The sequence below is a fragment of the Micromonospora sp. NPDC049275 genome (genome assembly GCF_043197115.1).
GTDB lineage: Bacteria > Actinomycetota > Actinomycetes > Mycobacteriales > Micromonosporaceae > Micromonospora.
Map to the genome: position 1 here is coordinate 80,779 of NZ_JBICSN010000018.1, position 25,686 is coordinate 106,464.

The 25,686-nt window shown below is 71.8% G+C and carries 8 protein-coding genes; 7 read left to right on the plus strand and 1 reads right to left on the minus strand.

What is annotated here, in order from left to right:
• Positions 1-291: 291 nt before the first annotated feature.
• From ACGFIE_RS31090 to ACGFIE_RS31105, 4 genes are all read left to right on the plus strand, one after another.
• Positions 292-7,227 (plus strand): amino acid adenylation domain-containing protein, encoded by a 6,936-nt coding sequence (locus tag ACGFIE_RS31090; RefSeq protein ID WP_393301417.1) that lies wholly within the window; start codon positions 292-294, stop codon positions 7,225-7,227.
• A 26-nt stretch (positions 7,228-7,253) separates the two neighbouring features.
• Positions 7,254-8,165: a pyridoxal-phosphate dependent enzyme gene (locus ACGFIE_RS31095; protein WP_393301420.1), complete on the plus strand. Its 912-nt coding sequence runs from the start codon at positions 7,254-7,256 to the stop codon at positions 8,163-8,165.
• 31 nt (positions 8,166-8,196) lie between these two features.
• The gene (locus tag ACGFIE_RS31100) at positions 8,197-9,132 is read left to right on the plus strand and encodes a fatty acid desaturase family protein (protein ID WP_393301423.1); all 936 of its coding nucleotides are present in this window, start codon (positions 8,197-8,199) and stop codon (positions 9,130-9,132) included.
• 118 nt (positions 9,133-9,250) lie between these two features.
• On the plus strand, positions 9,251-9,649 hold the full coding sequence (locus ACGFIE_RS31105) for an integrase (RefSeq protein ID WP_393301425.1): 399 nt from the start codon (positions 9,251-9,253) through the stop codon (positions 9,647-9,649).
• Between the two features lie 41 nt (positions 9,650-9,690).
• Here the strand turns inward: ACGFIE_RS31105 and ACGFIE_RS31110 are convergent, their stop codons facing one another.
• Positions 9,691-10,065, minus strand: coding sequence for a VOC family protein (locus ACGFIE_RS31110; RefSeq protein ID WP_393301428.1), 375 nt, complete (start codon positions 10,063-10,065; stop codon positions 9,691-9,693).
• A 501-nt stretch (positions 10,066-10,566) separates the two neighbouring features.
• Between ACGFIE_RS31110 and ACGFIE_RS31115 the strand changes: the two genes are divergently transcribed.
• From ACGFIE_RS31115 to ACGFIE_RS31125, 3 genes are all read left to right on the plus strand, one after another.
• Positions 10,567-16,743, plus strand: a complete 6,177-nt coding sequence (locus ACGFIE_RS31115) for an RHS repeat-associated core domain-containing protein (RefSeq protein WP_393301431.1) — start codon at positions 10,567-10,569, stop codon at positions 16,741-16,743.
• Between the two features lie 221 nt (positions 16,744-16,964).
• A complete protein-coding gene (locus ACGFIE_RS31120) occupies positions 16,965-22,631 on the plus strand; it encodes an RHS repeat domain-containing protein (RefSeq protein ID WP_393301434.1) in 5,667 nt (1,888 codons plus the stop codon).
• A 45-nt stretch (positions 22,632-22,676) separates the two neighbouring features.
• Positions 22,677-25,610: a LamG-like jellyroll fold domain-containing protein gene (locus ACGFIE_RS31125; RefSeq protein ID WP_393301437.1), complete on the plus strand. Its 2,934-nt coding sequence runs from the start codon at positions 22,677-22,679 to the stop codon at positions 25,608-25,610.
• The last annotated feature ends 76 nt before the right edge of the window (positions 25,611-25,686 follow it).

Genomic DNA, 25,686 nt, shown 5'->3' on the forward strand with positions numbered 1-25,686 from the left:
CAGGCCATGCCGCGCTCAAGTCGGTCGGCCGCGACTCCTCCTCCAGTGCGCGACCACGACCCACCCCTGCGGCGTCGAGTTCACTGGCAGTTCATCGCAAACGTTGTGCACCAACGGTGTTCGGGCAGGCGGCGGCATCGTTGGCCGGTGGGCCGTGGCGTTCACCAGGTGAACGCTCCAGTGATCAAGGTCCTTCCGAGCGCCGGCCGGCGTTCATCCGCGAACCTCAGTCGGTCCCTAGGGTCTTGCGCCGGCACGCCTTTCGCTGTCTGCGACACCCGGGAGCCCTTCATGAGTCAGGCCATCGACATCCGCACACCGCCCGTGGGGGAGGGTCCACTGTGGCAGCAGGTCGTCGCGCAGGCCCGGCGCCGGCCCGCGGCTGCGGCGGTGGTCGACGGCGCGGGTGACCTGACCTACGCGGAGCTGGTTGCCCGCGTCGAGGAGCGGGCGGCGGAGTTGACGGTCGCCGGGGTGTCCGGCGGCGACCTGGTGGCGCTGCGTATGCCGCGGAGCCGGGACGCTGTCGTGGCGATGCTTGCGGTCCTGCGGGTGGGCGCGGGCTATGTGCCCATCGACCCGGCCTATCCGGCGGCCCGTCAGGAGCTCATCCTCGCCGACGCGAGGCCCCGCGCGATCATCACCCCGGACGGCGTCGCCGCGACGGACACCCCGGTCGGCACGGAGGCGCGCGGAGTGGCCGGCGTGGCGTACGTCGTGTACACGTCCGGGTCGACCGGGCGGCCCAAGGGCGTGGTCGTGCCGATGTCCGCGCTCGCCGCGTTCTGCGCCGCCGCCCGGCAGCGCTACGAGCTCACCGCCGCCGACCGCGTCCTGCAGTTCGCGTCGCTGAGCTTCGACGCCAGCGTCGAGGAGATCTTCCCGGCACTGACCTGCGGGGCGGCCGTGGTGCTGCGCGACGATGACATGATCAGTCGCCCCGACCTGTTCCTGGACGGCTGCGCGGGGCTGGGCGTCACAGTGCTGGACCTGCCGACCGCGTACTGGCACGAGCTGGTCGCCGCCCTGGACCGTGCCGAGGCGACAGTGCCCGCCACGGTCCGGCTGGCGATCATCGGGGGCGAGGCCGCGCGGCCCGACGCGGTGCGCCGGTGGCAGCGCGCCGCCAGTCCCGGGGTACGGCTGCTCAACACCTACGGGCCGACCGAGACCACTGTCGTCGCCACCGTCGCCGACCTGACCGGATGGGCCGGCGACGCCGTGCCGATCGGGCACCCACTGCCCGGGGTCACCTGTCGCGTACTGGGCGCGGACGGCGCCGAGGCCCCCGACGGTGAAGCCGGCGAGCTGACGATCGGCGGAGTTCAGGTCGCCACCGGGTACCTGCGCCGGCCGGAGTTGACCACCGAGCGGTTCCGGCCGGGGCCCACCGGCCGCGAGTACCGCACCGGGGACCGGGTGCGCCGTGCCGCGGACGGGTCGCTGGAGTTCCTGGGGCGCCTCGACGAGCAGATGAAGATCCGTGGTTTCCGGGTGGAGCCGGGGGAGGTCGAGGCGGCGCTGCGGGCCGCGCCGGGCATCGAGGACGCCGTGGTGGTGCTCGGTGAGCGGGGCGACCAGGCGCGGCTGACCGGGCACGTGGTGGCCGGCACCGGGATCGACCTGACCGCGGTTCGCGCCGCCCTGGCCGAGGAGCTTCCCGCGTACCTTGTCCCGGCAGCTCTGGTGCGCCACGACCGCCTGCCGCTGACCGTGCAGGGCAAGGTCGATCGGCGGGCCTTGGCCGCGGTCGTCCCGGACGGCCCGGTCGTGGACACCGGTCTCACCCCGGCGCAGCGCGCGGTGGCCCGGATCTGGGCGGCGGTGCTCGGTATCGCGCAGGTACGCCTGGACGACGACTTTCTCGCGCTCGGCGGCGACTCACTCGACGCCGTACGGATGATCACTGCCCTGCGGCACGAGCACGGCGTGGAGCTGACGCTGAGCCGGCTGTACGCGGCGCCCACGCTGGCGGAGGTGGCGAGCCTCCTCACGAGCGCCGACGCCGGCGGAATGGCCGAGACGGCCGCCGTGGCCGAGGGCGTTCCGGTGACGCTGAGCTCACTGCAGCGGGACTTCTGGGTCGCCGAGCAGGTCTGCGCCGACCTGCCCGCGCACACGCTGGGCATCCGCTACCGCTTCGCCGAGCCGGTCGAGCCCGCCGCGCTGGCTCGAGCCCTCACTGCGCTTGCTCGTCGACACCCACTGCTGCGCGCCCGGTTTCCCGACGACGGCGCGGAGCCGCGGATGGTGATCGGCTCCGACGCCAGGCTCGAGCTGGTGCGGGGGGAGCCGGTCACGGCGAAGTTCGACCTCGCCGCCGGGCCACTCGCGCGGGCGTACCTGAGCGCCGACGGCACGCAGCTGGTTCTGGTCGTGCACCATCTGGTGTTCGACGGGTGGTCCGCCACTGTCGTCGGGGAGGAGTTGGCCGCGCTGTACCGCGCCGCCCGTACCGGTGCGGAGCCCGACCTGGCCCCTGCCGTCGCGCTGCCCGATCTGGCGGCGCGGAACACGGCCGCCCGCTCCGACGAGCGGTTGCGGGAATACTGGCGGCAGCGGTTCGTCGACGCGGACCTCGACCTGGAACTGCCCGCCGACCGGCCGCGCCCGGTGGCCCGGTCCTTCGCTGCCGCGCGGCTGACCCGTCACGTCGACCCCGCGCTGCTGGAGCGGCTGCGCGCGTACGGCCGAGGCGAGCGCGCGAGCCTGTTCATGGTGGTGCTCGCCGGGCTGCAGACGGTCCTCGCCCGCTACACCGGCCGAACCGACGTGACAGTGCTGACTCCGGTCGCCGGGCGCACCGGAGCGGGGGAGGCCACCCTGGTCGGGCCGCTGCTCAACATCCTGCCCATGCGCGGCGACGTGGCCGGTGCGCCGACGTTCGCCCAGCTGGTCGCGCGGGTCCGCGACGCTGTCCTGGCCGACCTCGACCACCAGACGCTCGCGCTGCCCGACCTGGTCGACGCGTTGGCGCGGCCGGGCAGCGGCAACCGGAACCGGGTCAGCCCGGTGATGCTCACCGTGCACAACACCCCGGCGCCGCGCGACACGGCTCTCCGGTACGCCGGAGAAGTCGCGCCCGCCGCCACCATGGTGGACCTCGCCGTCGGCCTGGACTTCCCGGCCGACGGACCGCTGCTGACCATCGACTACGCCACCGAACTGTTCGACGAGCCACGGGTGGCGGCGCTGGCCGACCATCTGCTCACCCTGCTGGCCGCCGCCGCGAGCGACCCGGGCACCGAGGTCCTACGGCTGCCGCTGCTGACCGCCGAGGAGCGGCACCGGATCCTGCACGACTGGAACGACGTCACGGCGCCCGTTCCGGACGCGACGACGGTCCACGAGCTGTTCGAGCGGCACGCCGCAGCCACACCCGACGCGCCGGCGCTGACGTTCCGGGGCGACACGATGAGCTACGGCGACGTGAACGTGCGGGCCAACCGCGTCGCCCGGCGGTTGCGGGCCGCTGGTGTCCAACCCGGCGACCGGGTGGCGATCTGTCTGGACCGGGGCCTCGACCTGTTCGTCGCGATGTGGGGCGTACTCAAGGCGGGAGCGGCCTACGTGCCGCTCGACCCCGCCTACCCGCGCGAACGCCTCGACTACATGCTCGCCGACAGCGGCGCCGCCGTGCTCGTCGACGCCGCGTACCTGCGGGACCCGCTACCGGAGGACGGCAGCGACCTGCCGCCGGCCGCCGCGGCGGACGACCCGGCGTACGTCATCTACACCTCCGGCTCCACCGGCAAGGCCAAGGGCGTCGTCGTGACACACCGCAACCTGGTGCACGCCGCCGACATGTGGCAACGCGCCTACGACCTGCGCCCGGAATGGACGTACCAGCAGGCGGCGAGCTTCTCCTTCGACATGTTCGTCGGGGAGACGCTGCGGGCCCACACCACCGGCGGACGGCTGGTCGTCGTGCCCCGCGAGACGCTGCTCGACCCGGCCGACCTGTACGAGCTGATGCGCGCCGAACGGGTCGAGTGCACCGAACTGGTCCCGGCCGTGCTGCGCGGGCTGCTCGCACACGCCGAGAGCACCGGCGCTGGCCTTTCCTGGCTGCGGATGCTCATCGGCGGCGGCGAGAAGTGGCACGTGCACGAGTACGAGCTGGCCCGCCGCCTGGTCGGGCCGCACGGCCGGGTGGTCAACGCGTACGGCGTGACCGAGGTGACAGTCGACAACGTCTGGTTCGACGCCTCCGCGGCGCACCTGCCCGCCGAGGCGCCGCTGCCGATCGGGCGTCCGTTTCCCCGCAACCGCGTGTACGTGCTGGACGCCCACGGCGAGCCGGTACCCGCAGGTGTCGTCGGCGAGCTGTATCTGGGCGGCGCCGGTGTCGCCCCCGGATACCACAGGCGGCCCGAGCTGACCGCCGAACGTTTCGTCGACGACCCGTACGCCCCCGAACCCGGGGCGCGTATGTACCGCACCGGCGACGCCGCCCGCTTCCACGCCGACGGCACAGTCGACTTCCTCGGCCGCCTCGACGACCAGGTCAAGGTCAACGGTTACCGGATCGAGCTGGGTGAGGTGGAGGCCGCGCTGGGCGCCCTGCCGGGCGTCGCGTCGTGCGCTGTCGCCGTGCACACCCCGACCTCAGGTATCGCCCGGCTGATCGGGTACGTGGTCACGGCGACCGGTGCGGAGGCCGACGAGGCCGCGCTCCGCGACGCCCTGGGCCGCGCCCTGCCCGTGCACATGGTCCCCGCCCGCGTGCTGAGCCTCAGCGCGCTGCCGCTGACACCCAACGGCAAACTCGACAGGCGCCGTCTGCCCGCGCCGCCGCAGACCGGTGCCACAGTGGCCGGCCCCGCGCCGGAGACACCACGGGAGAAGGCGATCGCCGAGGCGTGGTCCGCCGTGCTCGGTGTCGCCGACATCGGTCTGGACGACAGCTTCTTCGCCCTCGGCGGGGACTCGTTCGCGGCGCTGAGGGTGGTCCGGCAGATCACGCCGGCGCCCACGCTGCTCGACCTCTACCAGCAACCGACCGTACGGCGACTCGCGGCACTGCTGGACAGCCGTGTGGAGAACCCGCCCGCCGAGCGGCGGATGCTGCATCGGCTCACCACGCGCGACGCGGACCTCGCCGCCGGTGGCATGACAGTCGTCGGCGTCCCGTACTCGGGTGGCAGCGCTGTCGCCTACCAGCCGCTTGCCGACGCTCTGCCATCCACCTGGGCGCTGCTGGCCGTGGAGCTGCCCGGGCACGACTACGCCCGCCCCGACGAGCCGCTGCTGCCCTCGGCCGAGGTGGCCGAGCGGGTGCTCGCCGAGCTGCAGGAGGTCAGCGGACCGGTGCTGCTGTACGGCCACTGCCTCGGCGTCGCCGTCACCATGCAGATCGCACAGCGCGCCGAGGAGGCGGGCGTCGAACTCGCGGGTGTGGCGCTCGGCGCCGGCTTCCCGACGGCCCGGCTGCCGGGACGGATCTTCGACTGGTTCTACCGGTTCGTCCCGACCGACGCGCTCACCTCGGACCGCGAGTACCTGGCCTACCTGCGGGGCCGCGGCGGCTTCACCGACGTGGACGACCCGCAGCAGCAGGCGTTCGTGCTGCGCAACGTCCGGCATGACGCCCGCGACGCCGAGGAGTTCTTCACCACCGCCTACGGGGGGCAGACCACCAGACTGAAGGCTCCCGTGCTGGCCGTCGTGGGCTCCCGCGACCGGGTGACCGAGCACTACCAGGAGCGCTTCCACGAGTGGGAGCACTTCGGCGAGGGGGGTGTGCACCTCGCGGTCCTGCCCAAGGCCGGGCACTTCTTCGTCAAGTCGCACGCGCAGCCGCTGGCCGCCGAGCTCGTGGCGTTCGCGGGCGGCGCGACGACCGAACCGGTGCACCAGAACCACCAGGCGGGGCCGGCGCCAAGCCTCGCGCGCTTCGCGACGGTCGCAGCCGGCCAGTTCCTCTCGATGATCGGCAGTGGGCTCAGTGCTCTCGTACTCAGCATCTGGGTCTTCCAACGCACCGGATCCCTCACCGACTTCGCCGTCGTCAACGCGATCGGCCTACTGCCCGGCATCTTCGTCGGGCCGATCGCCGGCGCCGTCGCCGACCGCTGGGACCGGCGACGGGTGATGCTGGCCAGCGACACCGTCGCGGGCCTGTCCATGGTGGCGCTTGCGGTGGCGGTGTTCGCCGGTGGCGGCCTGCAGCTCTGGCAGATCTACCTGGCGGTGTCGGTCACCTCGATGGCTGGCGCGTTCCAGCGGCCCGCCTACCTCGCGGCCGTCGCCCAACTGGTGCCCAAGCGGTTCCTCGGACACGCCAACGGCATCAGCCAGCTCGGCGTCTCGGTAGGCACCGTGTTCGCCCCGCTGCTCGGCGCCGGCCTGATCGCCTCAATCGGCGTTTCCGGCGTGCTGCTCATCGACACCGCCACCTTCGTTGCCGGGGTGCTGTCCCTCCTGCTCGTGCGGTTCCCGAACCTGATGTTCCACCGGCGGGAGGAGACGTTCCGCACCGAGATCGCCAACGGCTGGCGCTACATCATCCGCCGCCCCGGCCTGCGGGCCGCGTTGCGGTTCTTCATCGTCGACCATGCCTTCTACACGCTCGGCTTCGCCGTCATCACCCCGATGCTGCTCATCGAGCAGAGCCCGGCGGTGCTCGGTCTGGCCCTGGGCGCCGGGGGCGTCGGAGGGCTCGCCGGCAGTGTCGTCATGGGCGTCTGGGGCGGGACCGTCCGCCGCGCCCACGGCCTCATCCTCTTCATGGGCCTGGCGAGCATCGCGATGACAGTCGTCGGGCTCGGCACCGGCCCGGTGTGGGTGATCGTGGGCATGTTCCTGCTGACCTTCGGCGAGTCGCTCGCCGAGGGGCACTGGATCGCCGTGGTGCAGACGAAGGTCGGTTTCGAGTTGCAGGGCCGCGTCCTGTCGATCTTCATCTCGCTGATGATGCTCACGATGCCGGTCGGGTACCTGGTGGTCGGCCCTCTCGCCGAACGGTACGTCCAGCCGCTGCTTGAGCCCGGCGGCGCCCTCGCCGGCAGCGTCGGTGAGGTGCTCGGCACCGGACCCGGCCGCGGGCTCGCCCTGCTGGTGACCGTCAGCGGCCTGCTGCAACTCGCGTGGGCCGTTCGGGGCTGGCTCGACCGCCGGCTGCGCCTGCTCGAGGACGACCTTCCCGACGCCCTCCCACCGGCCGAGATCGGCTCCCGCGACGACCTGCAGCGCGCGGCCGACTCCGCCCTGTCCACCCGCCGCTGACATCCACCCTCGCGAAAGGCCAACACATGTCCGTCGACACCTACGTCGAGCACCCCATCGACGCGTACGGAACCCCCCTGATCGACGCGCACGACCTCGTGCCCGGCGCCCGGATCCTCGTCAAGGACGAGACCCGGTACGCGTCCGGAAGCCACAAGGAACCGGCCGCACGCCAGGTCGTCGCCCGGGCGATCGCTGAAGGTCGACGGCGCATCGTCATCGCCACCTGCGGCAACTACGGACGCGCGATGGCGATGGCCTGCGGCGCCATCGGCATGCCCTGCACCGTCGTGCTGCCCACCGGCTGGAGCGACGGCGGCGCCTTCATGCGTTCGGTCGGCGCGGACGTGCACCTGATCGACGGCAGCTACGAGGACGCGGTCGACGAGTCTCGGCGACTGGCCGCCCTCGACGGCGCGATCGACGGCAACGTCGACGGCCCCTACGTCGAGGCGGTGTTCACCGGCCACGGCACCGTCGCCCACGCCCTGCACGCCGAGCTGGCCGAACCGCCTGCGGCGCTGTGGATCCCGGTCGGCAACGGCACCACAGTCATCGCCCTACACAAGGCTCTGGGCCGGCTGGGGTGGGACGTGCCGCTGCACGGAGTCGGCTCGGCCGGCAACAACCCGCTGGTCACGAGCTGGCCGGGTCCGTACCGAATGCTCGACCCGGACGGCGTCACCACGACCGACCACAACCAGCCGCTCGTCAACTGGCACGCACTACAGGGCCCCGAGGCACTCGACGCGATCAGGGCCAGCGGCGGGGCCGTGCACGCGGCCACCGACGACGAACTGCTCACCGCTCGGCACCTGCTCGCCGAGTACGGAGCCCAGCCCACCGCCGCCGGCTCGGTCGCCCTGGCCGGGCTGCTCGCGCACGCCCGCAGCACCGCGTTGACCGGAACCCACGTCGTCCTGCTCAGCGGCCGCTGAGCCGACCCACACCCGCCCCCGAGGAAGAACCATGACGCTCACCGCCGTACCCGCGTCCACCCCTGCCCCCGCGCCCACCCTGCTGTTCGCCCGCGCCCGCACCACAGGCGGCGACGAGCGCGTCTTCCTCGGCAAGCTCGGCGTCCTGGCCCTGATCACGGCGGCCGGGGCCACCCTGGCCCTGCGCCCGGAGCCGGTCGCGGTCGTCGCGGGCGTGCTGCTGCTGGCTGCCATGTACACCCACGCGGTCGAGCTTCAACACCAGGCACTGCACCACTCCGCGTTCCGCAGGGCCTGGCCTCACCGCGTGGTCGGGGTGCCACTCGGCCTGCCCCTGTTCGTCGTCTACAGCCACTACCGGGTACGGCACCTGCAGCACCACCGCTTCCTGGGCACCCCACACGACACCGAGTTCTTCGGGTTCGACACGCGCCAACCGCTGACGCTCGCCACGCTGCTGCGCGGTTCGCTCGACTACCACCGCATCCTGGTCGTGCTGCGGGACGTCGTCCGCAGCGCGGCCGGCCGGTGGAACTACGAGTTCGGTGACATCAGCCCGAAGATGCGGCGTCATGTCGTGCAGGAGCACCTGGTCCAGGGGGTTGCGGTTCTCACCGCCATCGGTCTGGCTCTCGCCGGTCTCGGTGAGTACGTGTTGCTGCTCTGGGTGCTGCCGGTCGTCGCCGCCGTGCCGATGCACTTCTTCGTTGAACTGCCCGAGCACATTCTCTGCGACACCGAGACCACTGACGTGCTCCACAACACCCGGTCGATCCGTGGCAGCTGGTTGAGCACCTGGTACACCAACGGCAACAACCTGCACATCGAGCACCACGCCGCAATGAGCGTACCCATCAACCAGCTCCCCGCCCGGCACGAGGAAACGAGGCGGTTCGCCACACACGTCGAGCGGACCTACCCCGACTTCTACCGCACGCTCTGGCAAGCGCTGCGCGCACCGAAGTAGCACCACTAGTAGCCGCTCTAGCTGCGTTTCAGTCGAAGTGCCGCACCAGTGCTCCGCGAGCGTGCCAGAGGAAGGAACAATCTGTGGTTCAGGAGGTCCGGCCACGGAGGCGGTGCAGATGCGGGCTCGGCTACGGCAGATACACATCGACGGGCACACTTACACGTGGCGCGCTGCGCTGCACCGCGTCCAGGTCAACGGTTTCTCCCACCGGGCCGTCTACGTTCGCGCCTGGGGTCCCGGCGGTAAGAACAGCCAGAAACTCGAAGCGGATCTGCTGTCGGCTCCCGGGCCGTACGTTGTCGACAACGGCTACCCCACACCCGCAGACGTGCGGGCGGTCATCATCTGCGGCCTGAAGAGCGGTTGGCAGCCAGAGCAGCGGGGCGGAACGTTCGTGCTGTCCGATCGCGAGCACGGGGCCAACCTCGCGGCGCCGGGGTTCCAGCTGACCAATCCCGTAGGCCCGGGCGAGAGCGCGGACCCCACGACCCGCGAGGCTCAGCAGCGACGCTGACGGCCGGTGGGGCAACCGCGCCCGACCGGCCGCCGCGCCTGCTACAGGTACGGGCGGGTGATGATCTCGATGGCGTGTCCCGCCGGGTCGAAGAAGTAGAAACCGCGCCCACCGTGCTCGGTGTTGGTCTCCCCCTCCCGCTTCAGCTGCGGGTCGGCCCAGTACGTGATGCCACGCCCCTCGACGAACGCCAGGCAGCGCACGAACAACTCGTCGTCGACGAGGAACGCGTAGTGCTGCATCTGGATGTCCACCGGCGGCTCGGCGAACTGGAGCAGCTGCCCCTCGTCCAACTGCACGTTGGCGAACGGCCCCCACGACGGCGCCTCCGGCAGCTCGAACAGCTCCCGGTAGAACGCGGCCGAGGCGCTCTTGTCCTTGCTGGCGATGATGGTGTGGTTGAACGTGACCGTCATTCGTACCGTCTTCTTCCCGGTCGATCCGAAGACCCGACCGGAGGCCCACAGCGTTCACCCAGCCACGCAGATGACAAAGCCCCGAGGGCGCCGACGCCCCGGATCCCGCACGAGCGACGCGTATATCGCATCGATCTCGGCGTGGTGGCTGAAGTAGCCAGAACCTCCGGGGGGTAGGCCCATCTGGGGCGCGCACCGAGGCTAACACAGCGGTGCGGAGCAGATCATCACCGCTTCTGCAACATGCGGCCCGGTTTCGGCTTCGGACATGCGGCTTCCCCATGAGTCGATTGATCTCGATGGAGATTATCGATCCCAGCCAATGGGCGGGCCCAACCACGCAGGCCTGTTCGGGACTGTCCCGAACGCGCTGGAGCCATTGCCCACGGTGGCCGCGTACACCCAGTGTCCTAGTCGGACGGGCGGCCCGGCGCGGCAGGGTCGCCGGTTGGTTGGTCGGTCCTCGTCCACGTCGCCACCACAGCACCCGGGGAGAACAGGATGCCTTTACCAGGTACCCATCGGATCGGCCGGATACGCGTCGGCCGTGGTTCACTGGCCGGCGCTCTCGTCCTGGCGCTGGTTCTCAGCCTGGTGGGGGCGGCCCCCGCACAGGCCGGGCCCGCCGGCAGCCCTCGGCCGCCCGCCCCGAAGAACCCGGTCGTGCCGGTCAAGGGCACGTCGGCGCCGGCCCGCCCCCGCGCCGTCGACCTGGAGGGGCCAGCCGCGCTGCGGGCCGCGGCCCGTCCCGAGTGGCCGTCCGCCGCCGCGGTGGACGTGCCCGTCGCTGCCGCCGTCCGGCCGACGTCGAGCGAGCCGGAGATCTCCCTCGCCCGGGCCGGTGCCCTACCTCTGTGGGTCGGCTCGCCCACCGGGGCCGGCACGGTGCGCGTCGAGCTCCTCGGCCAGGACGCCGTACGAGCGGCCGGGCTGACCGGCCTGCTCGTCCGGCTCTCCCGCCGGGACGACGCGGCCCGGACGCAGGTGAGCATCGACTACTCCGGCTTCCGTACCGCCTACGGCGGCGACTACGGCTCCCGGCTGCAGTTGGTCCGGATGCCCGACTGCGCGGCCACCACGCCGGCCGCTCCCGGTTGCCGTGCCGGCACGCCGGTGCCCAGCCGCAATCGGTCGGCCACCGCCCGGGTCGAGGCCCGGGTGCCCGACGGCCTGTACGCGCTCACCGCGGGCCCGTCCGGGGGCGCCGGCAGCTACCAGGCCACCTCGCTGTCGCCGACGGCCACCTGGCAGGTGGGGCTCCAGTCCGGCGACTTCACGTGGTCGTACCCGATCGACACGCCGGAGGTTCCCGGCGTCGAGCCCGACCTGGCGCTGACCTACTCGTCCGGGTCGATCGACGGGCGGGTGGCCGCCAACAACAACCAGCCGTCCTGGGTGGGCGAGGGTTTCGAACTCCAGTCCGGCTTCATCGAACGCTCCTACAAGCCCTGCTCGACCGAACCCGCCTCTCGCCTAGGGGACCTGTGCTGGGGCACTGACAACGCGATCGTGTCGCTGCCCGGCGTGGCCGGCGAACTGGTCCTCGACGACACCAGCCACACCTGGCGGATGGCCGACGACGACGGCTGGCGGGTGGAGCGGTTCACCGGCGCCGCGAACGGCGACGACGGTGACGACGGCGACAAGGGTGAACACTGGCGACTCACCGCACCCGACGGCACCCAGTACCACTTCGGCCTCAACCGGCTACCGGGCTGGGCAACCGGCCGGGCCGAGACGAACTCGACCTGGACGGTGCCGGTCTTCGGCAAGGAACCCGGGGCCCGGTGCTACCGCGGCACCCCCGCTGACGCCTGGTGCCAACAGGCGTACCGCTGGAACCTCGACTACGTCGTCGACCCGCACGGCGACGCCATGTCCTACTACTACCGCCCCGAGACCAACCACTACGGCCGCAACGCCACTGCCACCGCGCCGACCCCCTACGTCCGGGGCGGCCAACTCGACCGCATCGAGTACGGCCAGCGCGCGGACACCCTGTTCACCGTGCCGGCCGCTGCCCGCGTCACGTTCGCCGCGGCCGACCGGTGCATCTCGGGGAGCAGCTGCGTCACCTCCCAGCCGCAGAACTGGCCGGACACTCCGCTCGACCAGACCTGCACGTCGAGCGGGACGTGCCAGGTCTTCGCCCCCACGTTCTGGTCGACCAAACGCCTCGACCGGGTCACCACGCAGGTGTACACCGCCGGGGCCTACCGCGACATCAACTCCTGGCAGCTCACCCAGTCCTACCCCCGGCCGGAGGACCAGACCAGCCCGCCGCTGTGGCTGGACGCGATCCGGCAGTCCGGTCACGTCGGCGGCACCACCACGCTGCCGGCGGTCACCTTCGACGGGCAGACCTGGCCGAACCGGGTCGACACCACCGACACCGTGCAGGCGCTGTACAAACGCCGGATCAGCGCCGTACACACTGAGACCGGCGGCCGGATCGCGGTGGCGTACGCGCCGGTGCAGTGCCGGCCCGGGGGCCTGCCGGCCGAGGACGACAACGACCGGCGCTGTTTCCCGGTGTACTGGGGCATCGGGTCCACCTCCCGGCTGGAGTGGTTCCACAAGTACGCCGTCAGCCAGGTGACCGAGGAGGACCTGGTGGGCGGCAACCCGCCCGAGATCACCTCTTACGAGTACGACATCGGCGGGCACGCCTGGCACCATGACGACGCCGAACTGGTCCCGACCGACCACAAGACCTGGGGCCAGTGGCACGGCTACCGCACCGTACGGGTGCGGACCGGGGCCGCCGGTGGCCAACGTTCCCTGACCGAGTACGTCTTCATGCGCGGCATGAACGGCGACGTCAACAAGTCCGGCCCGCCGGACCGGGACGTCCGGGTGGACGGTGTGTCCGACGATCCGCAGTGGAGCGGCCTGAACCGGGTGGTCACCACGTACGACGGTGACGGTGGTCCGTGGCTGCAGCGTAGGGTCTCCGCGCTGACCGGCGTACGGGCCACGGCCGCCCGGCAGCGCGCGGGTTTGCAACCGCTCACCGCGTACCTGGTGACCGGCACCACCGAACGGATCCTCACCGCGCTCAGCGACGGCTCGACCCGTACCACCGAGACCAACTACGGCTACGACCCGGACTACGCCGGGATGACCCGGGTCGAGGACAGGGGTGACCTGGCCGATCCGGACGATGACACCTGCACCCGCACCTGGTACACCCGCAACCTCGACAGGTGGATCACGGACACGGTGTCCCGGACCGAGACGGTTGCCGTGGGTTGCGCCGCCACCCCCGCGTACCCCGACGACCTCATCTCCGACGAACGCGGCTACTACGACGGCCAGTTGGCCTGGGGTGCGCCGCCGATTGCCGGCGACGAGACCCGCAGCGAGCAGGCCGGCTCCTGGTCCGGCGGTCCGGTCTACGTCACCGCCGGCTCGACCGAGGTCGACAGGCACGGCCGGCCCACCGCCGAGGTCGACGCGTTGGGCAGCCGCAGCACCATCGCGTACACCCCGGCGCTGGGCGGACCGACCACCCAGGTCAGCACCACCAACGCCCTCGGCCACACCACCACCAGCACCCTGGACCCGCTGCTGGGCAGCCCGGTCAGCGCCGTGGATGCCAACGGGCGACGGACCGACCTGACGTACGACGCGCTGGGCCGGTTGCGCCAGGTGTGGCTGCCCGGCCGGGCCAAGGGCACCCAGAGCCCCAACACCCGCTTCGAGTACCTGGTTCGCGCCGACGGGACCAGCGCCACCCGCGCCGAGACCCTGACCGGGGACGCCGGCGGTGGTTACCGGTCCGCGTACACCCTCTACGACGGGTTCCTGCGTCCCCGGCAGACCCAGACGGCCTCCCCGGCCGGCGGCCGGATCATCACCGACACGTTCCACGACGGCCACGGCCGCGTCGAGCGCACCTACGACGACTACTGGGAGGCCAGCCGCGACCCGGTCCCGGAGCTGTTCCGGCCGACCGGCAGCGTGCCCGGTGAGACCCGGTACGGCTACGACGGAGCGGACCGGGAGACGGTGGAGATCTTCCTGTCCCACGGCGTCGAGCAGTGGCGTACCGGCACCGCGTACGGCGGCGACTGGACATCGGTGGACCCGCCCGACGGCGGCACCGCCACGACGACTGTCGTCGACGCCGACGACCGGGTCACCGCGCTGCGGCAGTACACCGGCGGGTCACCCACCGGTGCCTACGACGAGACCCGGTACACGTACACCAAGGGTGGTGAGCTGGCCACCGTCACCGACCCGGCCGGCAACGTCTGGCGCTACTCCTACGACCTGCGCGGTCGCCGGATCCACACCGAGGACCCGGACAGCGGCACCTCGACCTCCCGCTACGACGACGAGGACCAGCTGATCAGCGTCACCGACGCGCGCGGGCACACCGTCGCCAACACCTACGACCCGCTCGGCCGCCCCACCGGTCGGTACGACGGTTCCCCGGACGGCACGAAGCTGGCCGACTGGACCTACGACACGCTTCCCGGCGGCACGGGGCTGCCCACCGCCGCCACCCGGTACGCGGGCGGCGACACGTACCGGACGGAGACCCTGGGCTACGACCCGGCGGGCCGGCCGACCGGCACCGCCGTGACGGTCCCGGCCGCCACGGCCGGGCAGACCGAGCGGTACGCCAGCGCGTTCGGCTACAACGCGGCCGGGGCGGTGACCTCCGCCAGCCTGCCGGCCGTCGGCAGCCTCGGCGCGGAGACGGTCACCTACACCTACAACTCGCTCGGCCTGCCGGCCACGATGACCTCCCGGACCGGCTCCGGCGGCAGCGTCACCTACGTCAACGACACCGCGTACGACCCGCTGGGTGACGTCGAGTCGTACCAGCTCGGCGGCCCGGACGCGGTGCTGCTGCGGGCCTTCGGCTACGAGACCGGAAGCCGCCGGCTCAGCACCGCCCAGGCCGTCGGCGTGAGCACCGAGGACGTCACAATGGTGAGCGACGTCAACTACCGCTACGACGACGCCGGCAACATCACCTCCATCGCCGACGCCGCGGTCGATGACACCCAGTGCTTCCGAACCGACCACCTGCGCCGGCTCACCGAGGCCTGGACCGCCACCGACGACTGCGCCGGCGAACCCAGCCTGTCCGTTCTCGGCGGACCGGCCGCCTACTGGCAGTCGTACCGGTTCGACAAGGTCGGCAACCGCACCGAGGAGGTGCGGCACGCCGCCGGCGGCGACACCCGCCGCACCTACGGCTATCCCGATGCCGGCACCGCCCAGCCGCACACGCTGCGCTCGGTGACCACCACCGGCCCGGCCGGCAACCGGACCGACACCTTCGGCTACGACTCGGACGGCAACACCACCACCCGCGCGGTGGCCGGCAAGGACCAGACCCTGACCTGGGACACCGAGGGCAATCTGACGGCAGTCACCGAGGGCGGCCGGACCACCTCCTTCGGGTACGACGCCGACGGCAACCGGGTGCTGCGTCGCGACGCCACCGGCACCACGTACTTCCTCGGCGACGCGGAGTTGTTCCGCCCGGCGGGCGGGGGCGGCGCCCTCGGCACCCGCTACTACGGCCAGGACGGCGACGTGGTCGCCGTACGGGCCGCGGACAACCGGCTCAGCTGGTTGGTGGACGACCACAACGGCACCGCCGGGGTGGCGGTGGACGCGGCCACCCTGACCGCGACCCGTCGCTACAGCCTGCCGTACGGCGGAAGCCGCGGCCCCACGGCGAGCACCTGGCCCGGTCAACGGGGCTTCGTCGGCGGCACCCTGGACACCGGGATCGGCCTGGTGCGGGTCGGCGCCCGCGAGTACGACCCGGAGACCGGCCGGTTCCTGTCCGTCGACCCGGTCATCGACGAGTCCGACCCGCAGCAGATGCACGGCTACGCGTACGCGAACAACAGTCCGGTCACCTACTCCGACCCGGACGGGCTGCGGCCCGACTGCGGCACCGGAAAGGGCTGCACCCAGTTCAACAAGACGCACCGCTACAACGGCAAGAAGTACGTCAAGAAGCCCAAGCCGAAGCCCAAGGCCAAGGCCGTGCGTCGTCCGGCGGCCGGACCGAAGTCGGCGCGGGACCGCCTGCTGGCCAAAGACAAGCAACTCGACAATCGCGACAAGCGCGGCAAGGTCAAGCCGAAGAAGGCGAAGGCACCGAAGTCCGCCCGCGACCGCCTGTTGGCCAAGGACGCCCAACTGGACGCCCGCGACAAGCGGGCGACATCGAAGAGCAAGCCAATCGGCGCCATCAACGATGCGGTGTCCCGGGCGGATAAGGCCGAGGGCGGTTTCGGGGCCGCGGCCGATAGCAAGGGACCATCCAAGAAAGAATTGAAAAAGCAGGCCCGTAGCGGAAATCCCAGCGTGCGCGAGCCGGCCAAGACGGCTCTCAAAAGCGGCCAGGGCAGTCGCGGATTCCTTGCCGCGTACGGGGACAATCCGCTGGTACGACACGGCGGCGACCTGCTGGGACCGGCATCGGATGTGCTCGGCGTCGCGAGCGACATCGAGGGTGGCATGCCGGCGGGAAAGGCACTGCAGAAATTCGGCTTCAAAAAGTCTGTGGAATTCGTCGGAACTCTTTTGGGAGTCGGCCTGGGCTCACTGTGCGGCCCTGCCGCACCCGCGTGTATGCCCGTCTTCGGGTTTCTCGGAGAGGTTGCCGGCGACAAGGTCGGCGACATGATATGGCGCGATTGATGATTAGTCCCAGTAGCACCTCGTCACCTTCGGAGGCTTCAATGCGGCCACGGCAAGGACAACGCATCGGATCGGCCCTGTGCGGGATCCTGATCACCGTTGCCGGATTGTCGGCACCGGCGGCGGCCCGGTCGCCAGCACATTCAGAGGGTTGGTCGGGGCAGCCGGCGCATCGGCTGGCAGCCCAGCCGCGCGGGGCGGACCCCGAGGCGAAGGTCGCGTTGCGCACGGCGCCCGAGGTGGCCTGGCCCGCGGCCGGCATCGCCGAGGTGCCGGTGCCGCGCAAGGTCGACGGGCGGGCGCCCGACGACGTGCCGGCGTTGGTGCGGGCCGGCAATCTGCCGGTGAAGGTGGGCGCCCCGACGGCGGCCACCGGCCCGGGTACGGCGCGGGTCGAGGTCTTCGACCGCGCCACCACCGCCCGAGTCGGCGCGCGGGGGATGGTGCTGCGGATCGGCCACACCGACAGGGCGGCCCGGGAGACCACGGTGGAGGTCGACTACTCGGGCTTCCGGCAGGCGTACGGCGGTGACTACGCCAGCCGGCTCGGGCTGGTCCGGCTGCCCGACTGCGCGTTGACGACCCCTGCCGCGAAGGGGTGCCGGACCGGCACGGCGGTGCCGAGCCGCAACGCGGTGGACAGCGGTCTGCTGCGCGCCGAGGTCGGCGACGGACTCTACGCCGTGACGGCCGGCCCCGAAGGCAGCGCCGGCAGCTTCCGGCCCACCTCGCTGGCCCCGTCCGCGACCTGGCAGGTGGGCCTGCAGAGCGGCGACTTCACCTGGTCCTACCCGGTGAGCACGCCGAGCGTGCCAGGCCCGACGCCGGAGATCGCGTTGCGCTACTCGTCGGGTTCGGTCGACGGGCGGGTCGCGTCCACCAACAACCAGCCGTCCTGGCTCGGCGAGGGATTCGACTACCAACCCGGCTTCATCGAGCGGTCGTACGTCCGGTGCGGCGACGACGGCGGACCGGCGACCAGCGGCGACCTGTGCTGGGCGACGGACAACGCGACGGTGGTGCTGCCGGGTCTGACCAGTGAGCTGGTCTACGACGCGGGCAGGCAGCTGTGGCGGGCCGAGCAGGACGACGGTTGGCGGGTCGACCATCTCACCGGAGCGCCGAACGGCGCCCGCGACGGCGAGTACTGGCGGCTGACCTCACCCGAGGGCACCCAGTACTTCTTCGGCCGGGAGCGGCTCCCGGAGGGCACCGGAAGCAGCCCGACCACCGGGTCCACCTGGACCGTGCCGGTCTTCGGCAACGGCACCGGCGAGCCCTGTCACGGCACCACCTTCGAGGCGTCCTGGTGTCAGCAGGCGTACCGGTGGAACCTGGACTTCGTCGTGGACCGGCACAACGACGTGATGTCGTACTGGTACGCCCCGGAGTCCAATCACTACGGCCGCGCGGGCCGGACGGACCTGCCCACCCCGTACGTGCGGGGCGGGCAACCGACCCGGATCGACTACGGGCAGCGGATCGGTTCCGTCTACACCGCTCAGCCCGCGGCCCGGGTGGTGTTCACCCCGGCCGACCGGTGCGTTCCGGGCACCAGCTGCGTCCGCTCGCAGCCGCAGAACTGGCCGGACACGCCCTGGGACCAGTGGTGCGACGCGACCGGGTGTCAGGTGCTGTCACCGACCTTCTGGTCGACCAGACGGCTCTCGAAGATCACCACTCAGGTGGTAAGCGGTGGCGCCGCCCGGGACGTGGACTCCTGGACCTTCGGCCAGTCGTACCCGGTGCCGGCCGACCGGCAGCCCGCGGCGCTGTGGCTCGACTCGATCACCCGGGCCGGCCTGGTCGGCGGGACGGCGACCCTGCCGGCGGTGACCTTCGACGGGCAGCCGGCGGAGAACCGGGTGGACCGCGCCGACACTCGACCGGCCATGTACAAGCGGCGGATCAGTTCCATCTACACCGAGACCGGCGGGCTGGTCCAGGTCGCGTACCAACCGACCGAGTGTCGGGCGGGGACGGTGCCCGCTGTCGACAGCAACGAGAAGCGTTGCTTTCCGGCGATCTGGGGGACCACCCCCACCGAGGACTGGTTCCACAAGTACGTGGTCAGTCAGGTGACAGAGTCCGACCTGGTCGGTGGCAACCCACCGAAGACCACCTCCTACGAGTACGTGTTCGGCGGGAGCGGCTGGCATCACGACGACGCCGAGCTGGTGCCGGCCGGGCGCAAGAGTTGGGGACAGTGGCGCGGCTACCAACGGGTGAAGGTCCGTACCGGCGCGGCGGGCGGTCGGCGCACGCTGACCGAGCACCTGTTCATGCGGGGCATGAACGGCGACGTCAACCGCAGTGGCCAGGCCGATCAGGTCAGTGTCGACGGTGAGTCGGACCTGCCGATGTGGCGGGGCTTCAACCGGTCCGTCACGGTCTTCGACGGCGAGGGTGGTGCGCTCGTCAGCCGCACCGTCGCCAAGCCGCGTGACCTCGGTCTCACCGCCCAGCGCCCCCGCGTCGGCGGGACCGGCGGCGCCCTGGAGGCCCACCTGACCGACCTGGAGTGGGAACGCGTCGAGACCGCACTCGCCGGCGGTGGCACCCGGACCACCGAGCGGGCCTACACGTACGACGCCAGGGGCCGCCTGATCGAGACGCACGACCGGGGTGACGTGGCGGAACCGGGTGACGACACCTGCTCCCGGGTCGAGTACGCCGAGAACACCACCGACTGGGTCGTCAGCGCCGTCAAGCGGGAGATGACCCTCGGCGTGGCCTGCGACGCCGTCGGAGCGTACCCGGCCGACCTGGTCGCCGAGAAGCGTTACTACCACGACGACAACACGCCGTGGGGCGCCCCACCGAGCGCGGGTGACGTCACCCGGGTCGAGGAGGCGCAGACCGGGACCGGCGGGCCCACGTACGTCACCACCAGCCGCCGCACCCTCGACCAGCACGGCCGGCCGACTGTGGTGTACGACGCGCTGGACAACGCCACCCGCACCGCCTACACCCCGTCCGTGGGTGGACCGTTGACCCGCACGGTGGTCACCGACGCCCTCGGCTTCGCCACCTCCACGGACTACGAGCCGCTGCGCGGTGTCGAGACCAGCACGACCGACGCCAACGGGGGCACCACCACCAGGGCGTACGACCCACTGGGCCGGATCACGCGGGTGTGGCGGCCGGGACGGCCGGCGAGCGCGTCGGCGAACGTCGAGTTCAGCTACACGGTGCGCAGCGATGGGCCGAGCGCCGTGCTGGCCCGTACCCTGCTCGCCGGGTCGAGCTACCAGAACAGCTACGAGCTCTTCGACGGACTCCTGCGGCAACGCCAGACGCAGCGGGACTCGCCCCGGGGCGGGCGGATCGTCACCGACACCCAGTACGACGCGCACGGCCGGGTCGCCGTCGTCGTCGGACCCCGGCACGATCCCGGCCTCGTCAACGGGGCGCTGGCACCTGATCCGCAACTGGTGACGGCGCAGACGGTGTACGGCTACGACGGCGCGAACCGCCAGACCTCCAGGGCGCTCCAGGTCCTGGGGGAGGATCCGGACCGGTGGCGCACCACGACGGCGTACGGCGGGGACCGGATCTCCGTCACACCGCCTGCCGGTAGCACCCCCACCACCGAGATCCTCGACGCCCACGGTCGGCGGGCGGCGCTGCGGCAGTACGCCGGACCGACCCCGACCGGCGGTTTCGACGAGACCCTCTACACGTACGCCAAGGGCGGCCAACTGGCGACGGTCACCGACCCGGTCGGCAACGTGTGGCGCTACGGCTACGACCTGAGCGGCCGGCAGGTGCGGGAGGAGGTCCCGGACACCGGCACGACGCTCACCGGTTACGACGCGCGGGGTCAGGTGACAAGCGTCCGCGACGGCCGGGGCCAGACGGTGGCGTACAGCTACGACCCGTTGGGCCGCCGCATCGGCGCGTACGCCGGTTCGACCGACGGCCCGCGGCTGGCCGAGTGGACGTACGACACCGCGACGCTCGGCAAGGGACTACCGGCCTCGGCGGTCCGCTACGAGGCCGGCCAGCGGTACGAGAACCGGGTCGTCGAGTACGACCTGCGGGGCCGACGGACCGCGACCGCGGTGGTGGTCCCCGCCACGGAGGCCGGGCTGGTCGGCACCTACCCCACCACCTACACCTACAACGAGGGCGACCAGGTCACCTCCACCGGGTTGCCGGCCGCGGGGGACCTGCCGGCGGAGACCCTGCGACACGGCTACGACAACCTGGGCTTCCCGACGAGCCTGACCTCGCCCCTGGACAGCTACGTGGCCGGCACCAGCTACACAAGCCTCGGCGAGCCCGAGGAGTCGGCGCTCGGCCCGGCGGGTCAGCAGGTGGTGCGCGGCTTCGGCTACCAGGACGGCACCCGGGCCCTCACCCAGTCGACTGTGGTGCTGGGCGAGGAACTGCTGACCGCCACGGTGCACGAGTACGACCCGGCGGGCGACCTGACCCGGGCAGCGGACCTGGCCACCGGCGATGACCAGTGCTTCCGCTACGACCGGTTGCGCCGGTTGACCGAGGCGTGGGCGGGTTCCGGCGACTGCGTCGCCGGCCCGTCAACAGGTGACCTGGCCGGTCCGGCACCCTACTGGCAGTCCTACGGCTACGACCCGACCGGCAACCGGACCAGGGACGTGCGGCACGCGGCGGGCGGCGACGTCACCCGCACCTACACCTACCCCGCCCCGGGCGGGGCCCAGCCGCACACCGTGCGGACCGTCGACACGACCGGCCCGGCGGGCAACCGCTCCGACGAGTACGGCCACGACGCCGCCGGCAACGCCACCGGCCGGCCCGGTCAGTCGCTGACCTGGGACGTGGAGGGCCGCGTCGCGTCGGTCACCACGAACGGGCAGACCACCTCGTACGTCTACGACGCGGACGGCAACCGGCTGATCCGCCGGGACCCGGGCGGCAGCACCCTCTATCTCGGCGACACCGAGGTGCGCCGGTCCGGCGCGGCGACGACCGGAAACCGGTACTACCGGCACGCCGGGGAGACCATCGCACTGCGGGTCAAGGGCGGCGTCACGCGGCTGGTGCCGGATCGGCGCGGCACCGCCGTACTCGCCGTCGACGCGGTGACGCACCAGGTGACCCGCCGCCACGCGCTGCCGTTCGGCGACCCGCGCGGTGGCCCGGTCAACTGGCCGGGCGACCGGGGCTTCCTCGACGGCACCGTCGACCCGCTCACCGGCCTGACCCACCTCGGCGCACGCGACTACGACCCGGGCACCGGTCGGTTCGGCTCCGCCGACCCGGTGGTCGACCACCAGGACCGGCAGCAGGTCAACGGGTACGCGTACGCGAACAACAACCCGACCACCTTCACCGACCCGGACGGCCGCCGGGTCCGGATCCCGGAACCGTACGACAGCCTGTTCAAGCGGCTGGGCGTCGGTGACCCGGTTCGGGTGGCATCGCAGTCGAACACCGGCAAGCCCGTGCCGAGACCACAGTGCCGTGCCGGCACCTGCTCCGTCACGGGGGAGATCAACGGACCTTCCCCGGTCCGGGAGTCCGACTCGTGGGTGATCGACCTGCCGATCTACGAGGTCTACCCACGCAACTACGGCCGGGACATCCGGGAGGACAACTGGAACGCCTGCGACAACGGTGATCCGGCACCGGCGATCGCCTGCGGTAAGCGGCCGGACCCGGCGCCACGGGTGGTCTACCAGTGGTTGGAGCGCGACTGCGTGGGTTGGAACAACTGCCTCAGCCCGCGGCCCCACGAGAACGTACGGACCGAGGTCTACGACGACGAACCGGACGGCAGCACTGGCGCGCCGCGCAGCAGCATCGACATACAGCGGTTCCTGCACGGCGGCACGGGCGGCGGCACGGGCCGCTCCACCGGTGGCTGGCCGTCGAGCGGCGGCGTCTACTACCTCGGCTGACCACCCCGCACGCTTCGACCGGGAACCGCAGAAGAGGAGAACACGATGGGACGACTGGTGTACGCCGCGGCTGCGGCCCTGGTGGGGACGGCGCTGCTGGTCGTCCCGTCGGGTTCGACCACGACACAGCTCCGGCCACCGAAGCCGCCCGAGGCCGGGCAGGACGGCTCGGCCATGACCCGGGCCCGGCAGACCGGGCGGCCCGTCGAGGACACGGCGTCGGGCTCGGCGAACCGGGAGGTGTTCGCCCACCCCGACGGCACCTACTCGGCCCGCATCCACGCCCGCCCGGTGCGCGCCCGTACCGGGGCGGGGTGGGTGCCGATCGACACCACCCTGCACCGGCGGCCCGACGGACGGGTGGCGCCCCGGGCCACCACCGTCGACCTGACCCTGTCCGGCGGGGGAACCGGCGACCTCGCCGTGCTGCGCACCGCCGCCGGGGCGGAGTTGGCGCTGAGCTGGTCCCAGCCGTTGCCCCGTCCGGTGCTCACTGCCGGCACCGCGCGCTACCGGGACGTCATCCCCGGGGTGGACCTGCTGGTGCACGCCACCGACGTCGGCTTCTCCGAGGTACTCGTGGTCCGTACGGCGGAGGCGGCCCGGCGACCGGAGTTGGCGCGGATCCGGTTCGGGTTGCGGACCGCCGGCCTCACCGTGCGCGCCGATCCGGCCGGCACGGCCGTGGCGGTGGCCGCCGACGGTACGCCTGCGGTCACCTTCGGAACCGCCTGGATGTGGGACTCTTCCGGTGCCCAGCGGCGAGCCGCCACGACCGGGGTGTCTGGGCGGGCCGATCCGGTGGTGTCCCGCGAGCGGGAGCCGGCACCCGGTGACCGGCGGGCGCGGATGGGTCTGCGCGTCGAGCGGGACTCACTCGCAGTCGTGCCCGACCGGCGCCTGCTGACCGACCCACGGACCACCTTCCCGGTGTATCTCGACCCGCCGCAGTCCGCCGACCGGCAGCACTGGCTCATGGTGGAGCAGGACCTCTCGTACTACGGCTGGTGGGACTCCGCCTACGACGCCCGGGTCGGACGTGATCCGGAGGACTCGACGACGGACCGGTTCCGGTCGTACTTCCAACTGGACACCGGCTACCTGGCCGACAAGCAGATCAAGAAGGCGATCTTCACCCTCAAGGAGAAGTGGCGCTACTCGTGCAACCCGGAGCCGGTGTTCCTGTGGACCAGCGCACCAATCGCGGCGACCGGGAGTTGGGACGCCAAGCCGGCGTTGCTGCGCAACCTCGGGTCCGTCACCACACCCACCTCGGACTGCGAGACGCTGGAGACGGTTGAGTTCGATCTCCAAGCGTTGGTCACCGAGGCGGCTGCCGGACACCTGCCGCAGGTGACCCTCGCCGTCGCGTCGGACGAGTCGGGCGGTGGGAACGGCGGCAAGGTGTTCGACAACGACCCGTTCGTCGACGTCTGGTACAACAGTCTGCCCGCGGCGCCCACCCAGGTCAGCACCGCCCGCGTCGCCGGCTGCTCGGCGACCACCCCGGTTTTCGTGGACACCGCCCGTCCGGAGTTCCGGGTCCGGCTCTTCGACGCCGACGATGGTCAGGCGATCTTCACCCGGTTCGAGTGGCGCGAGGCCGGCTCGTCCTCGATCTTCTCCACCGATTCCGACGCCCACGCCTCGGGACAGGAGGTGGCCGTACCCGTGCCGACCGCCCTCGAACAGGATCGCGTCTACGAGTGGCGGGCGTCGGCCTACAACAACGAGTTCGAAGGGGTGGTGGACGTCGGTCCGGCCAGCCCGTGGTGCCGGTTCGTCGTGGACACCACCCCACCGAGCGGTAAGCCGGCCGTGACCCGGGTTTGCGTCGGGGCCTGCCCCACGACGTTCAAAGTCGACCAGCCCGCACAGTTCCGCCTCGACGCCAGGGCCATGCCGGACGTCGTCGCCCTCGCCTACCACCTCAAGGACAGTTCGGCCACCACCGTGCCCGCCGTCGACGGCCAGGCGACGATCACCGTCACCCCGATCAAGACCCTGGACACCCTGCGGGTCTACGGAGTGGACCGGGCCGGCAACCGGAGCCAGTCCACCGACTACTCGCTGCTCGCGACCGGCCTGCCCGTCGAGGCGGCGGGCTGGCCGGTCGATCGCACCGACACCGGCGTCCTGGCCGACACCCGTGCCGCCAACCCCGTCACCCTGCGCGGCGGCTACTCCTGGCGGGAGGGCCAGTCCGGCGGCGACGCCATCGGGCTGGACGGCGCCGAGGGCACCGGCGGAGAGACCCCCGGGCCCGTCGTGCACACCAACAGGAGCTTCACCGTCACCGCCTGGGTCCGGCTCGACGCCTCCGCCGACTGGCGGGTCGCGGTCAGCCAGTCCGGGGTGAATTTCGCCGGCATGGAACTGCGGTACGACCTGACCAACCGGTGGGCCTTCGCCATGCGCACCAGCGACACCGAGGCCGGCACCGAGGACATCGCCTTGTCCGACACGCTGGCACAGGTCGCCGTCTGGACCCACCTCGCCGGCGTCTACGACCACGAGGCCGGTGAACTGCGAATCTACGTCGACGGACGGCTCGCCGGGCGGGCGCCTCACCGCAGCACCTGGGACGCCACCGGTCCGTTCGCCGTCGGCTACCGCAACTGGTACGGATTCACGCCGTCGCGTTGGCAGGGCCTCCTTGATGAGGTGCACGCCTATCCGTACGCCGCCTCCAGCCGCCGGGTCGCCGAGATCACTGGCGCCTTCGGCCGGTGGGGTCCGACCGCCTGGTGGCCGCTGGACGGCACGGACGTCGACGCGACCAGCGGCCAGCACACCCTCGCTCGGATCGGCGCCACCGGCTGGACCACCCGGAGGCAGGGCACCGACGCGCTGACCCTCGACGGCGCCGCCGCGCAGGCATACACGGCGAACCCGGTCGTACACACCGACGCCAGCTTCAGCGTCGCCGCCTGGGTGCGCCTGGACCGGGACGCCACCGCCCTAGGCCGTGTTTCGTAGGGCGTTGATGTTGGGGCGTGGCGGTGGTCGCTAATTGAAGAGGTCTCCGGTAGTTGGTTCAGCGACCAAGCTAGAA

What these genes read in the sequence shown, in the direction of transcription:
- ACGFIE_RS31095 (WP_393301420.1), top strand. Translation starts at nt 7,254, where the DNA reads ATGTCCGTCGACACCTACGTCGAGCACCCCATCGACGCGTACGGAACC.
- ACGFIE_RS31100 (WP_393301423.1), top strand. Translation starts at nt 8,197, where the DNA reads ATGACGCTCACCGCCGTACCCGCGTCCACCCCTGCCCCCGCGCCCACC.
- ACGFIE_RS31110 (WP_393301428.1), bottom strand. Translation starts at nt 10,065, where the DNA reads ATGACGGTCACGTTCAACCACACCATCATCGCCAGCAAGGACAAGAGC.
- ACGFIE_RS31115 (WP_393301431.1), top strand. Translation starts at nt 10,567, where the DNA reads ATGCCTTTACCAGGTACCCATCGGATCGGCCGGATACGCGTCGGCCGT.
- ACGFIE_RS31105 (WP_393301425.1), top strand. Translation starts at nt 9,251, where the DNA reads ATGCGGGCTCGGCTACGGCAGATACACATCGACGGGCACACTTACACG.
- ACGFIE_RS31125 (WP_393301437.1), top strand. Translation starts at nt 22,677, where the DNA reads ATGGGACGACTGGTGTACGCCGCGGCTGCGGCCCTGGTGGGGACGGCG.
- ACGFIE_RS31090 (WP_393301417.1), top strand. Translation starts at nt 292, where the DNA reads ATGAGTCAGGCCATCGACATCCGCACACCGCCCGTGGGGGAGGGTCCA.